Origin of the sequence: Pseudomonas sp. PLMAX, from assembly GCF_046042685.1 — a bacterium.
Classification (GTDB): Bacteria; Pseudomonadota; Gammaproteobacteria; order Pseudomonadales; family Pseudomonadaceae; genus Aquipseudomonas; species Aquipseudomonas putida_AE.
In genome coordinates this window covers 2,351,262-2,365,142 of the sequence record NZ_CP064949.1, presented here as the reverse complement: position 1 = coordinate 2,365,142, position 13,881 = coordinate 2,351,262, and the positions used below count along the sequence as shown (strand labels likewise).

Here is a 13,881-nt window from a genome sequence, read left to right as displayed (position 1 = left end):
TTCGGCCGCGGTTAGTCGCTCAAAACTCTAAAAAACCACTGATTGCTAAAGTCATCAGGATCCGGAAATAGCTCACTCGGTCGAAGGGACGGATGCTTTGCTGCCCAAGCGGATCAGTTCATTGGAGAAACACAGGCCGACGATGATCAGTGCCGCTCCCGCGTACAGGCTTTCGCGCGGTACTTCATTGAGCGCCAAAAACGCCAGCAGCGCGGCGAACAGTGGTTCGGTCAGCTCCAGCGCTTGCACTTGGGATGGCTTGAGATACTCGATTGCCTTGGTGGTGCAGAAGAAGCCCAGGATTGTCGGCAGCGTGGCCAGCGCCAGCAGCGCGGCGATCGCCATCGGCGACAGCTCGCCCATCGCGAAACCATCGGCCGCAGCCGGCATCAGCAGGTAAAGGCTGCCAAAGAACAACAATTGTCGGGTGAAGTGCAGCCCCCCCGACACCCCCATACGCTTCATGGCAACCGAAAAGGCCCCATAGCCGCAGCCGGCCATGGAGGCGAGCGCAGCACCTTGCAGGGTAAAGCCCTGCTGCAGGTCGCCGCCGAAGATCACCGAGATCCCGGCGATAGCCAGTGCGGCGCCAACGGTAGCGTTCGCGGTGATGGCATCCTTGAGGAAAATGCGCCCCAGAATGATCGAGGAAATTGAGGCACTGGCCATCAGCACCACCACCACACCTGCCGCAGCGTAGTGTCGATAGGCGGACGTTTCGAAATGGAACAGCACAAAGATGCCAAGGAATGCGCAGATAGCCGCCTGAGTCCATTTGGTCGACGCCGCCGGGCGCTTGAGGAAAAACAACAGGATCGAGAGAAACACGCAACCCAGTACGGTCTTGATGACAGCGACACTGCTAGCGGTGAAACCATGACTCATGAGTACTTTGCTGAGTACACCGATCGTTGCGTTCAGTGCCGCAGCGCAGAGTGCATATATGACGCCTTTGCTGAAAGTAGATTGCATTGATGACGATCCCTGTCGCTGAATTGTCGTTCGATAGAATGCCGCCCTACGTCGACGGCGCACAGTTTGAGGATACGAAGATCCCACCAACCCTGGTATTTGTTGTGGCCTATGCTGGATAGCCCAGCAGGATGCTACTCGCCTTCCTGTCGCCTCCAAGGGAGAAGTCAGAGGGCCTGGCCCTTGGCTATGCAATATGAGTTCACGAACGTTGCAGTGTGCTGCAAAGACTGACGTATATCCGGTTTGGCTATTCCATGCCTGTTGGAAAATTGCTCGACCGCCGCTGTATCAAAACGAGTGGTCTGGATAAAGTCCAGGGCTTCGGGTTTTGTATTCAAAAACCGCGCGACGGGAGGAATACTCAGAAGCAACTTCAGCAAGCGCAGTGAAATGTAATGCTTGGGAGACTTTAAGCCCAAAGGTTGGGCCACCTGCACCAGGAGTTCTCGCAAGTTGGGCGTTTGCTCATCAAGCGCCAGCAGTTCCTGGCCCACCATGGCAGGATCAAAAGCACAAACCGCCACCAGCTCAACCAGGTAATCCACGGTGACCAGTGGCAGCCAGTGCTTGGCGGTACCGGGCACTGCAGTCAGCTTTCCCTGCACAAGGTTGCGTATCAGCTCCACCAGCGGCTGACCATCAACGATATGCCCCGTGCGGCTGTGGCCACAAACTGTCGCGGGGTGGACAACGGTAATCTCCCCGCCCTTGGCGGACATGACCTCCAGGGTCGCAAAATGCGCCTCCAGCTTGCTCCCCTCGTAACCACCGACATGTCGGTAGACGGCAGGCCAATTTGTCAGCTGCGGATATCGAGGATCAATTCCGATGCGTTGCAGATGTTCATGATTTTTCAGCATGTAGCCGCCGATCATCACTAATCGACTCTTTTGCTCAGCCGCCAACAGCGCCACGCGCTTTGCCCCATCCACATTCACCGCACGAGAATGCTCCACTGAAAGTCCCCATGCGAAGTGGGCCCCCAGGTGGAATATGACTCTGGCGTGCCTTAGCACTTCTCGGTCAGCAAGACTCAGCCCGAGGTTGTCCCGTTCCAGATCGCCAGCTACGGCAAATACCCGGGTTGCGCACCCTCCCAAATTGTCGACTTGCTCGCGCAGTGCGGCCAGTCGCTCAGGGCGACGCATCAACACCCGAACGGTGTGACCTTTGGCACTCAGGTACGCCACCAAATGTTGACCGATAAAGCCGGTCCCCCCCGTGACAAAGCACTCCACGCTCATTTCCCTGCTCCTTGTTGAAGGTGAAAAATCAAGCGTAAACTATCGACCCAACTCTACAGTCAAGCGGTGTTTTCATGAAAATCGGCGAACTCGAGGCCCGCAGCGGCGCCAGCCGCCATACGCTGCGTTACTACGAGCAAATCGGCCTGATCTCACCGCTGCGGCAAACCAACAACTATCGCGTTTACACAGTGCAAACTCTGCAGGATCTGGACTTTATCCAGCGCGCGCAAAGCATGGGGTTTTCCCTGGGGGAAATAGGCGAGATTCTGGATGCGCAGCGGAACAAGCTGATCGATTGTGCTGACGGCGCGAAGCTGATTGAAAAGAAGATGGCAGAAATCAAACAGAAAATCGCCAACCTCCAAAGCATTTATCGGTATCTGGATGAAGAGCGTGCAACCCTCGAAGCCAGTGCTGCCAGGCAACTTGAGCTTCAGCAGCTGAGCAACTCTTCCAACTGAACTGTCAGCCTCTGGGAAACGCAAGCTGCGGCCTGCTTCCAGTTCAAGCCCATCGCTTACGCATTGTCTAAAACCTGTACTAGCCGCTTCAGTAAACCTTCTACTTCAGACAGCGCGGGAGCATAGGCTCCGGCATGGCAGCACGATATGGATGCGCAAGCTGCTGAAAATCGCAGGCGTTCTTTCAAGTCTGCGATCCCCAGCAACTGCGCAGCCAGCCAACCCGCCATACACGCGTCTCCTGCTCCAACCGTGTCTTGCACTTTCACGGCAATAGCCGGCTGATCGAGTTGGCTGTCCGGGGTGTGGAGAGTCATCCCGTATTCCCCTCGAGTAAAAAGGATCTGCGCCTGAGCATTAAGAGCGCGAAGCTCATCCATTGCCTGGTGTTCGGTCAGCCCTGGATAAATATGCCGAAGGTCTTCGTCGGAAAGCTTGATCATGTCAGCAAGGGTGGTCATCGCAGGGAAGGTCTGCTTGCGATAATGGCTATCCATTAAATTGCGCCAGTTCGGATCATAGCTAATCCGTTTACCGGCTGCTTTGGCCTGCTGAGCAATTTTAACCAGCCTGTCTGCAAGTGGTTGTCGAGCCAGACTGATGCAACTGAAATGACACAGCTCTGCCTGGTTGATCCATCCTTCGGGCATCTGATCCGGATCAAAAAAAAGATCGGCATCTCCGGCAAAAAAGTATCTTGGAGGACGGCTCGATGGAACGATGGCGACCAAAGGATCTCGATCTACCCGTTGTATGAAGTTCATATCCAGCCCTGCGGCTTTCGACTGCGAGGCTATCTCGTCACCCATTGAATCCATGCTCACCGCCCCGGCAAAAGCGCTGCTGACACCCAAGCGACTTAGCGCTCGTGCAACGTTCCAGGGAGCACCACCCGGGTAGCCCTTCCACTGTCCAGGAGTGCCTTGGACAAGGTCGGTCAGGGCTTCGCCAAATACTACTGCGCGAGGCAATACCATCGTCATTTCCTCATTTTGTTGTCGTCTGGATAACTGCTGGCCGCCGACCCGTTCAAACATTAAAACCAGGTTTCCATTTGTATACCGTATTGCCATACACCTCCGGCGTTAAAGTCCGTCTTGCCGAAGGCGTCCGAGGTACTGTAGCTGTCCAGATCCGAAGACCAATTCATGAAGCTTGCGAACACGCGCAGTTCGGGACGAGTGAGCAAGTCTCCAAATTCAGGTTTGAATGTCGGGGCGATCGTGAATTTCCAGAAGTTACCGTCGACCGCATTTCGTTGTAGATAGCCCTTCGGGTCGAGGTTCATGGTTTGCCAGCTCATTTCGTAGGCCATCTCGAAATTGCTGTTGATTTTATTGGCCAAACGCATGTTCAGGGTCATCCAGCGGTAGTTGTCACCCTTGACGTATCTATCGATGCTTTGTTCGGCCAGCAAGCTGGGGCCGATGCGCCAATCAGATGCAATGGGCGTCTCGCCGTAAAGTGCCAGACGCAGGGCTCGAGCATCGTCTATCAGCTCACCATCCGAGCCGACGTTCTTGACCTCTGCCCCCAGACCTTGCCCATAGAGCAGCGCTGTCTTGAAGAAGCCTTCCCTGCCGAAAAAGTTTTTCTGATGATTGGCCAGCATGCTGTGCAAGCCGGAATGCGCAGGCGTCAGACCTGCTTCATTGCTGCGAGTGGCAATGTCGTTTTTCTTTGAGCCAATGGCATTGAACATCCACTGCCACTGACCCTTATCAAAGAACTGGTTGGAGGTCAGAATGTAGCTTTCCACATCGGCGTTGATGTCGCCTTCACTGAAATCCCCGTAGTTGCGCCCGACCAGGGAATAATTCGAGCGCCAATTGCTGTTCATCTGCACATCGTAGATTCCACCCCCGGTACCCGCCAGATAGACAACGTCCGAGTCCAGCCAGTGGATATCGAAGTTATCTCGATCAAATCGCTTACCTGCCCACAAGGTCGCGTTCTCGAACACAGAATTACCCTTGAATGCAGCGAGATGGTCGAGCTCTGTAAATACCTGACGCACGTTCAGATTACTTTCATCGGCCGTCCAGTCATTGGAGCTTTCCACTCCATCGGCGATGGAAACCGTGAATTTGGAACGGGTGCCGTTCTGCGCATAAAGTTCCTTCGACAGGTCTATGCGCACGTAGGTGTCGTCTTCATTACCGAGTCGCCCGACGGCACCACCGACTGAACCTGCAGGGGTTGCATAAGGGCCACCACGACCACCACCCAGTTCATCGTTAATCAGCAATCCGGAGCGGGCGTAGCCCTTGAAGCTGAATCCGTCAGTGAGGTGTCCGGTACTGCCCTGTTTCTCCATGCTTTGCTGACGGGCTTCCAATGCTGCCAGCCGGCTATCCACAGTGGGCGCCACAATCGCTGTCGCAGTGGACGCAGCAGGCTGCAAGGTGGGAGTGGCAAGCTTGATCTGCTGCAATTCCCTGGCGAGTGCCTGGGTCTGTTGTTCGGCTGCGGCTGCACGCTTTTCCGCTGCGCTGGCACGGGCTTCGAACGCGGCCATGCGTTCTTCCAGAGTCGCGGCCTGAGAGGTCGCCGCCGATGTGCCGAGCACACCTGCAAGTAGCCAGCTTGATCCTTTCTGCATGTGAATTCCCTGTTTGTTTTTATTGTTTTGTTGCCGCGACCGGCCCTTTTTACGTGCGTTGCGAATTGTCGCGAACCACAAAAAAAGGATGTCTCATCGCAAATACGCTGCTACATTTGGCGATGTTAACGTTAACTTTTCTTAAAACAAAAATAAAGGGTGCTCAATGAAACATCTGAAATCTCTCCTGCCAGCCGCATTAATCACCCTCTGTGCCGGACTTCCATCCGTGTCGAGCGCAGCCGATTTGACGATCTCGTGCGGTGCGGTGGGTGCGGAGTTACAACTGTGCAAGGAGGCTGTCGAGGCGTGGTCGAAACAGACGGGCAACAACGTCGAGGTGGTTTCCACGCCTAACTCGGCGACCGAGAGGTTGTCGTTCTACCAACAGATCCTCAGTGCTCAGTCCACTGACATCGACATCATTCAAATCGATATGGTGTGGCCGGGGATGCTGGCCAAACATCTGATGGATCTGCGCGAGGTGCTGCCCGCCAACGCCACCCACGGTTACTTCCAGGCACAGGTGGATAACGCCACGGTGAATGGACGGCTGGTGACGATGCCCTGGTTCACCGACTCGGGCCTGCTGTATTACCGCAAGGACTTGCTTGAGAAGTACGCCAGGCAGGTTCCCCAGACCTGGGAGGAAATGACCGCTACCGCCAGGGATATCCAACAGGCAGAGCGCACTGCCGGGAACCCCAATGCATGGGGTTACATCTTCCAGGGGCGCGCTTACGAGGGGCTGACGTGTAATGCGCTGGAATGGATCAGCAGCCAACCGGAAGGCGGATTGGTCAACCCACGAGGAGATATCGTGGTCAACAGTCAGGCCTCAAGAACTGCTTTGGCCCTGGCGAAAAGCTGGGTAGGAGACATCTCCCCACGTGGCGTACTCAACTACACCGAGGAAGAAGGGCGTGGCGTATTCCAGTCGGGAAATGCGTTATTCATGCGTAACTGGCCCTATGTCTGGGCCCTGGTACAAAGCCAGGACAGTGCCGTAAAAGACAAGGTCGGCGTCGCTCCCCTGCCCCGAGGCGGCATGTCCGGCACCCATGCATCCACCCTCGGTGGCTGGGGTCTGGCGGTATCGCGGTACAGCGCCCATCCAGAACTTGCCGCGCAACTGGTGACCTACCTGACCAGTGCCCGGCAGCAAAAACATCGAGCTTTGGCAGGTGGCTATAACCCGGTTATCGAGTCGCTTTATCAAGATCCCGAGCTGCTCACGGCCATGCCTTATTACAGTCAACTCCTCGGCATTCTCAACGATGGGGTCATGCGCCCCGCCTCAATAACCGCCGATCGCTATCCACGGGTCTCCAATGCGTTCTTCGATCGAGTGCATGGCGTGCTGGCGGGCGAGTTGCCGGTCGATCAGGCGCTGGCCGACCTGGAAAGCGAACTCACGCGCATCAAACGCCGGAACTGGTAAGCCACAAGGAAGGAAATCACCATGTCTGTCTCTACTACCCATCCCCCCTGTGACGAGCTCCTGCTCACCAGGGAAACGCCCGTACAACGTCGCCGAGTACGCGCCGCCTGGCTGTTTCTGACACCGATGTTGCTGTGTCTGGCCCTGGTGGCCGCCTGGCCGCTACTACGCACATTCTGGTTCAGCCTGACCGACGCCAGCCTGGTGGACACCAGTGGTGGATCATTCATCGGCTTGAGCAATTATCTGTTCCACAACGGCTCCAACTGGTCGGGCATCCTGGTCGATCCACAATGGTGGAACGCCGTGCGTAACACGTTGCATTTCACCGTGGTGTCGGTGGGACTGGAAGTCGTCCTGGGGCTACTGGTGGCGTTGCTGTTGAACATCAAGTTCACCGGCCGTTCCCTGGTGCGTGCGCTGATTCTGATTCCTTGGGCGATTCCTACGATTGTCTCGGCGAAGATCTGGTCATGGATGCTCAACGACCAGTTCGGCATCATCAATCACCTGATGTTGAGCGTCGGCCTGATTGAGGCCCCCCTGGCCTGGACGGCAGATGCGGATCTGTCGATGTGGGCGGTCATCATCGTCGACGTCTGGAAGACCGTACCTTTTGTCACGCTACTGATGCTGGCTGCCTTGCAGATGTTGCCGAGCGATTGTTACGAAGCCGCCAGGGTCGATGGCATTCATCCTCTGAAGGTGTTCTGGCGCGTCACGCTTCCACTGTTGATGCCTGCATTGTTGGTGGCGGCGATCTTTCGCATCCTCGATTCCCTGCGGGTATTCGACGTCATCTATGTGCTGACCTCCAATTCTTCGAGCACCATGAGCATGTCGGTCTATGCCCGCCAACACCTGGTGGAGTTCCAGGATGTTGGCTATGGCAGCGCGGCCTCGACGCTGTTGTTTTTGGTCGTTGCGGTAATCGCCATGCTTTATCTCTACCTCGGACGCCGTCAAATGGAGGTTCGGTCATGAGCCCGCGCCTATTGAAAAAAGCGCTGTTGCGCCTCGGATTCTGGTGCCTGATCGGGGTTTTATTGCTGTATGCGGTCTTCCCTTTCTATTACGCCATCGTGACTTCGCTGAAGCCGTCCAGCGCCTTGTTCGAGGTGAGCTACTGGATCGAAAACCCCGACTTTTCCAATTACGCGGCGGTACTCCACCAAGCCTCATTCCTGCGGGCTATCGGTAACTCGCTGGTGGTTGCGCTTAGCGTTGTGACGCTGGCGTTGTTCCTCAGTGTCACCGCCGCCTATGCCTTGGGAAGAGTGAAATTCCGTGGGCGTGGCACGGTATTGATGATGGTTCTGGGCGTGTCGATGTTTCCCCAGGTCGCTGTGCTGTCGGGGCTGTTCGAAGTGATTCGCGCCCTGGGCCTGTACAACACGTCCTGGGCATTGATCCTCAGCTACACGATTTTCACCCTGCCGTTCACCGTCTGGGTGCTGACCACGTTCATGGGCCAACTGCCACATGAACTGGAAGAAGCGGCAATCATGGATGGCGCTTCGCCCTGGGTCACGCTTAGCCGGGTGCTGTTGCCGCTGCTATGGCCCGCACTGGTCACCACTGGTTTGTTGGCTTTTATCGCAGCGTGGAACGAGTTCCTGTTTGCCTTGACCTTCACCCTCACAGACACGCAACGCACCGTGCCGGTCGCCATCGCCTTGATTTCCGGCGGTAGCCCCCATGAGCTGCCGTGGGGGCTGCTGATGGCCGCATCAGTGCTGGTCACCGTACCACTGGTGATTCTGGTGCTGATCTTCCAGCGCCGCATCGTTTCCGGTCTCACTACCGGCGCGTTAAAGGGTTGATGCCCGACAAACACAAGGAACAGCATCGTGATCAAATTGAAACTGGACAACGTGAACAAACAATTGGGCGGCGTGCGGATTCTTCGCGACGTCAGCCTGGAGATCGCTGCGGGTGAATTCGTCGTGTTCGTTGGCCCTTCGGGTTGCGGAAAGTCGACCCTGCTGCGACTGATCGCCGGACTGGATTCGATCTGCGGCGGCGACCTGCTGATCGACGGGCGACGGGTCAACGACCTGGAGCCGCGCGAGCGTGGCGTCGGCATGGTGTTTCAGTCTTATGCGCTGTACCCGCACATGAGCGTCTACGACAACATCAGCTTTGGCCTCAAACTGGCCAGGACCGAAAAGAGCAGCCTGCGCGAACGCGTGCTGAAAACCGCGCAGATACTTCAACTGGACAAATTGCTGCAACGCAAACCAAAGGAACTGTCTGGAGGGCAGCGTCAGCGTGTAGCCATGGGCAGAGCCATGGCACGGGAGCCGGACATTTTGCTGTTCGATGAGCCGCTCTCCAATCTGGATGCATCCTTGCGGGTGCAGATGCGCAACGAAATCGCCCGGCTGCATGATCGACTGGGCTCGACCATGATCTACGTCACCCACGATCAAGTGGAGGCGATGACCCTGGCCGACAAAATTGTTGTGCTCAATGGCGGCCGCGTAGAGCAGGTCGGCTCACCGCGCGAACTCTATGAGCGCCCGGCAAGCCGCTTTGTCGCCGGTTTTCTCGGTTCGCCCAAAATGAACTTCCTGGCGTCGCGCCTTTATGCCCCGGGCGAAACCAGCCTGGTCGACACCCCCGTTTTGGGTATGACCTCCCTGCCCTTCGATAGCTCGAACCTGTCGGCGGGCACCCTGCTGAGTTTGGGGGTTCGCCCGGAGCACATTTCCCTCAAAGCGGCTGGGGGTGCCGTCGGCATCGTCGTGACCGGGGTCGAATACCTGGGCAGCGAAACGTATGTGCACCTCGAAACAGGTCAGGACGAGCCACTGATCTGTCGTTGTGAAGTCACCGCCGGATGGCAGGCGGGCGATCGGGTCGAACTGCAGCTGGACATCGACAACCTGCACCTGTTCGACGCCGACGGCACGGCCCTGGAGCGCTACCCACACACCATTGAAAACCTGCCGAATGATGTCTCTCTGCGCTCAGTCCGAGCTCGTGCCCTATGACCTTGTCTTCGAATAACATGAGCGATCCAATGTCTTCTTCCCTTGACCTTGCACAGCGTGCACTGAGTGACGGCCTGACCCGCGCCATCCACGATTATCGACCCGGTTATCATATTGCTCCCCCGGCAGGCTGGATGAACGACCCTAACGGGGTGGTGTACTTCCGTGGCGAATATCACGTGTTCTATCAACACTACCCCTTCGAAGCGAAGTGGGGCCCAATGCATTGGGGCCACGCCAAGAGTGCCGATCTGGTTCATTGGCAGCACCTGCCCATTGCGCTGGCACCAGGCGACGACTTCGACCGAGACGGTTGTTTTTCCGGTAGTGCGGTGGTCTGTGGAGATACCCTGGCGCTGATCTACACGGGGCACACCTGGCTGGGAGACGCAGGTGACGAGCGCTTCATCCGTCAAGTCCAGTGCCTGGCCACCAGTGTCGACGGCATCCGGTTCGTCAAGCATGGCACCGTCATCGAGACCGCGCCGCAAGAGGCGATCATGCACTTTCGTGACCCCAAGGTATGGAAGGAGGATGGCTATTGGTACCTCATTGCCGGCGCACGTCTGGGCGATATGCCGTTACTCCCGCTGTACCGTTCCACGGATCTGCACGTCTGGGAGTTCCTCAACTATGTGTCTGGCGGCAGGGAGGGCGATGGCTATATGTGGGAGTGCCCGGATCTCTTCCGACTGAACGGACGCGACGTGCTGCTGTACTCCCCCCAAGGCATGTCACCCCAAGGTTACGAACGGCTCAACAAGTACCAGACGGGTTACCGGGTGGGTCGACTGGACAACGAATGGAACTTCACTGGCGGGCCTTTTATCGAGCTGGATAACGGCCACGATTTTTATGCGGCGCAAACGCTATTGGCCGCCGATGGTCGGCGCCTTGTGTGGGCATGGCTCGACATGTGGGAAAGCCCGATGCCGAGCCAGGCCCATCACTGGTGCGGCATGCTCGGATTGCCACGCGAACTTGAACTGTGCGCAGATCGTCTGTGTGTGTATCCGGCACGAGAGCTCACCGCCCTGCGCAAGACGCTATTGCCAAGCACGCCGTGGTGGGAGGCGTCCGGAACCCGATGGGTGCCAGAAGTGAACGGCGATATGCTCGAAATCCATGTGCACCTGGATTTACTCGGCTGCACCGACGGACACCTGGGAATCGCCTTGCGCTGCAGCGAGGATGGCCATGAACAAACGTTGCTCTACTACGATGCGGCGTTGCAGCGCCTGGTGCTTGACCGCAGCCGCTCGGGTGCGCAAGTCACCGGTGAGCGCAGCGTGTCGATAGACCCGACACAAGAGTTACTGGCACTGCGTGTGTTCCTCGATCGCTCGTCCATTGAGGTGTTCGACGAAAACGGGCGCTTCAGCCTCAGCAGTCGCCTCTACCCACAGCCCGATAGTCTGGGCGTGAAGCTTCTTGCAAGCGGGACTGGCGGGCGTGTCTCGATTCCCAGGGCATGGCCTCTCGACTCTGGATGGTTATGAGCAGTGTCATTCGAGTCGCGAGAAGCGCAGGCCATGTGTCATGATCCTGCGTCAACCTGACCGGTTTCGCCTCGCATGACTTCAGTGAAAGACGTTGCACAGCTGGCCGGCGTGTCTCTGATGACGGTTTCTCGAGCGCTCAACAATCCAGAAAAACTGAGCCCCGAAACCCTTCAGCGGGTACGTCGTGCCATTGATGAACTGCAATTCGTACCGAGCCTGTCGGCGCGCAAGATGCGCGGCGACAACCTCCAGTCGCGCACCATCGGTGTGTTCGCGCTGGACACCGCAACCACACCGTTCGCGGTCGAGCTGCTGCTGTCCATCGAACAGACCGCGCAGCAAGCCGGATGGAATGTATTTATCCTCAACCTGCTGAGCAACCCGCCCACAGACCAGAACATCGACCTGATGTTGTCGCACCGTCCCGACGGGTTGATCTTCAGTGCCATGGGCTTTCGCCACGTAAGCATTCCCGAGCGCTTGAAGAGCAAACCCCTGGTACTCGCCAATTGCCTGGCAGATGACAGTCATCTGGTGAGTTATGTGCCAGACGACGAAACGGGGCAGTATCGAGCGGTACATCATGCGTTGAGCCAGGGCTATCGGCGCCCTCTGTGTATCAATCTGCCAAAACAGAGTCTGGCCTGGGGTCTGCGGCAAAAAGGCATGGAGCGTGCCTGTCAGGCATTCGGACTGGCGCCTGACGCGCTCCTGCAATACGACCTTTCAGATCATGACGCCTATGGTGAAACCGCAGCCATCCTCGACCGGCACATCGTTGAGGGTCGTCCCCAATTCGACATTCTGATCTGTGGCAACGACCGTATTGCCTTTTGTGCCTATCAGCTGTTGTTGGGCCGTGGCCTGAATATTCCCGACGATGTCGCCGTGCTCGGCTACGACAACATGATCGGTATTGCCGAGCTGTTCATCCCGCCGCTGACCACAGTGCAACTGCCCTACTACGAGATCGGTCGCAAGGCTGCCCGGCACCTGATCGAGGCCCTCGAGGAATCGGGAGCCCAGCCAGTTGATTGTCCATTGGTGGTCAGGGCATCGCTGTAAGAATCAGTCAGGTGATCGCACACCCGGCTGCATTCGACCCTTTGCGACAGGCAGCAGTCGGCCCAAGAGGAGCCGTTTGATCAAGGACGGTTTACGGTCAAATCTTCGGATAGCGCGGTCTGTGTCCCAGCTTGATGAGCGGCAAATTCCTCAGTTCCAAACCTCTGAAGCTCCATGCCGATATTACTCAGTCTCTCCAAGCGGGCGCTTTCTCCCAAGACATAAGGCTCCTGGTCTTGACGCGGAAGAAAACCCTGATGCATTCGTACCTCAAAAATTGTCCGTGAAACCCCGTTGATAATTTCTACAAAGGATGTTGAAACCGGTGAGCGCTGAACGCTTGTTTGATGTACCACGGCCCCCGTTCCCGTTTCCGTTCCTCGAATACTGAGCAATGCCCATTCTTTTCCAGGTGAGCCAGACATGACCAGTTCAACGGTGACGCCTCCATTCCCTTCATAACCTCGTACGATTGGCCTTTCCAAGCTTGTGGCGGCATAACAATCATTGCCCGCCCAAAGCCCTGCCACTTGAGCGATGAACACCAATGGCGAAATGAGCGCGTTCAAACACGACATGCTGCTATCTCAATGAATAAGGACGCGCAGCATAGAAAACCCCGAGCTGTTGACCTATAGCACTACTTATCCATAAGCTGTGCATATGACGTACAGCTCAGACGATATTTTCCCTCCCTTCGAAGCCCTGCAAGCTGCCCTTGCCGCCGCCCGAACCGGTTCTTTCACTGCTGCGGCAGCGGAACTGGAAGTTACGCATGCGACCATCAGCCGACGTGTGGAAATGGCTGAAAAATGGTTTCAATGCTCCCTGTTCGACCGCCATGCGCGTGGTGTCACCGTGACGGCCACCGGGCAAATCGCGCTGGCCAAAGTCGCTCATGCCTTTGACCAACTGAAACAATCGCGACAGCCCCGGCCCGTCGGCCATACCTTGCCCATCGTCAAATTGGCCACTACGCCGTCCTTCGCGCGTTTCTGGTTGATCCCGCGCCTGACCGAACTCGAAGGTACGACTCAGGATTTACGTATAGAGGTAGTCACCTCTGCATTGAATGCCAGCCTTTCCTCAGGGGAGGTCGATCTGGCCATCAGATACGGGCGCGGAAAATGGAATGACGGAGACGAGGAGCCACTATTCGAGGAGTCGCTTTGCCCCGTGGTGTCACCCGAAGTTCTCGCCATGAACGAACAGCCGTTGTCTTTAGTACAGGATACTGCGCTGCTACACACCGGCGACACGACACTGTGGCGAGCGTGGATGAGCCATCATGGCAAACGCCTGACTTCGAAGCCCATCGACAGGGTGATGGGTGACTACGCCCAGGCAATCGAAGCCGCCCGCTCAGGATTGGGCATCGCACTTTGGAATCCGGCGATTCACTCGCTTGATGCATTCAACGGACAATTGGTCGCGTTGAATGAATTGAACTGCCCAAGCCCGCTGAGATTCTTTCTGCTGTCGAAGCCTGGACCGGCTCATACACCGCCAATGAGGGTTCGGTCGAGGCTTCGCCGGTTATTGAGTAAAGGCTTCACCTTTTGAAACCAAGGGACGCAAACGTCCCTTTCGTA

At 56.8% G+C, this 13,881-nt stretch carries 13 protein-coding genes; 8 read left to right on the top strand and 5 right to left on the bottom strand.

The features are described 5' to 3' along the window. Window positions 1-72: 72 nt before the first annotated feature. A complete protein-coding gene (locus tag DKB71_RS10885) occupies window positions 73-972 on the bottom strand; it encodes a DMT family transporter (RefSeq protein WP_408600353.1) in 900 nt (299 codons plus the stop codon). 167 nt (window positions 973-1,139) lie between these two features. After that, window positions 1,140-2,219: an SDR family oxidoreductase gene (locus DKB71_RS10880; protein ID WP_408600352.1), complete on the bottom strand. Its 1,080-nt coding sequence runs from the start codon at window positions 2,217-2,219 to the stop codon at window positions 1,140-1,142. A 74-nt stretch (window positions 2,220-2,293) separates the two neighbouring features. On the opposite strand from DKB71_RS10880, the gene DKB71_RS10875 reads away from it, so the two are divergent. Continuing rightward, window positions 2,294-2,683, top strand: coding sequence for a MerR family transcriptional regulator (locus tag DKB71_RS10875; RefSeq protein ID WP_408600351.1), 390 nt, complete (start codon window positions 2,294-2,296; stop codon window positions 2,681-2,683). Window positions 2,684-2,739: 56 nt separating this feature from the next. On the opposite strand, the gene DKB71_RS10870 is transcribed toward DKB71_RS10875, so the two are convergent. Further along, on the bottom strand, window positions 2,740-3,660 hold the full coding sequence (locus tag DKB71_RS10870; protein WP_408601084.1) for a carbohydrate kinase family protein: 921 nt from the start codon (window positions 3,658-3,660) through the stop codon (window positions 2,740-2,742). Window positions 3,661-3,719: 59 nt separating this feature from the next. After that, on the bottom strand, window positions 3,720-5,285 hold the full coding sequence (locus DKB71_RS10865) for a carbohydrate porin (protein WP_408600350.1): 1,566 nt from the start codon (window positions 5,283-5,285) through the stop codon (window positions 3,720-3,722). A gap of 166 nt (window positions 5,286-5,451) precedes the next feature. On the opposite strand from DKB71_RS10865, the gene DKB71_RS10860 reads away from it, so the two are divergent. From DKB71_RS10860 to DKB71_RS10835, 6 genes are all read left to right on the top strand, one after another. Further along, window positions 5,452-6,726 (top strand): ABC transporter substrate-binding protein, encoded by a 1,275-nt coding sequence (locus tag DKB71_RS10860; protein WP_408600349.1) that lies wholly within the window; start codon window positions 5,452-5,454, stop codon window positions 6,724-6,726. 21 nt (window positions 6,727-6,747) lie between these two features. Next, entirely contained in the window at window positions 6,748-7,710 is a 963-nt protein-coding gene (locus DKB71_RS10855; RefSeq protein ID WP_408600347.1) for a carbohydrate ABC transporter permease, read from the top strand. Then, on the top strand, window positions 7,707-8,549 hold the full coding sequence (locus tag DKB71_RS10850; protein WP_408600346.1) for a carbohydrate ABC transporter permease: 843 nt from the start codon (window positions 7,707-7,709) through the stop codon (window positions 8,547-8,549). The genes DKB71_RS10855 and DKB71_RS10850 overlap by 4 nt, the downstream gene beginning before the upstream one ends. A gap of 27 nt (window positions 8,550-8,576) precedes the next feature. Next, on the top strand, window positions 8,577-9,722 hold the full coding sequence (locus tag DKB71_RS10845) for an ABC transporter ATP-binding protein (RefSeq protein ID WP_408600345.1): 1,146 nt from the start codon (window positions 8,577-8,579) through the stop codon (window positions 9,720-9,722). Beyond that, window positions 9,719-11,221, top strand: coding sequence for a glycoside hydrolase family 32 protein (locus DKB71_RS10840; protein WP_408600344.1), 1,503 nt, complete (start codon window positions 9,719-9,721; stop codon window positions 11,219-11,221). Before DKB71_RS10845 ends, DKB71_RS10840 begins: the two co-directional genes overlap by 4 nt. A 75-nt stretch (window positions 11,222-11,296) precedes the next feature. Beyond that, on the top strand, window positions 11,297-12,289 hold the full coding sequence (locus tag DKB71_RS10835) for a LacI family DNA-binding transcriptional regulator (RefSeq protein ID WP_408600343.1): 993 nt from the start codon (window positions 11,297-11,299) through the stop codon (window positions 12,287-12,289). An 80-nt stretch (window positions 12,290-12,369) separates the two neighbouring features. Here the strand turns inward: DKB71_RS10835 and DKB71_RS10830 are convergent, their stop codons facing one another. After that, window positions 12,370-12,867, bottom strand: a complete 498-nt coding sequence (locus tag DKB71_RS10830; RefSeq protein ID WP_408600342.1) for a hypothetical protein — start codon at window positions 12,865-12,867, stop codon at window positions 12,370-12,372. A gap of 85 nt (window positions 12,868-12,952) precedes the next feature. Between DKB71_RS10830 and DKB71_RS10825 the strand changes: the two genes are divergently transcribed. Beyond that, window positions 12,953-13,852, top strand: a complete 900-nt coding sequence (locus DKB71_RS10825; protein ID WP_408600341.1) for a LysR substrate-binding domain-containing protein — start codon at window positions 12,953-12,955, stop codon at window positions 13,850-13,852. Window positions 13,853-13,881 lie beyond the last annotated feature (29 nt).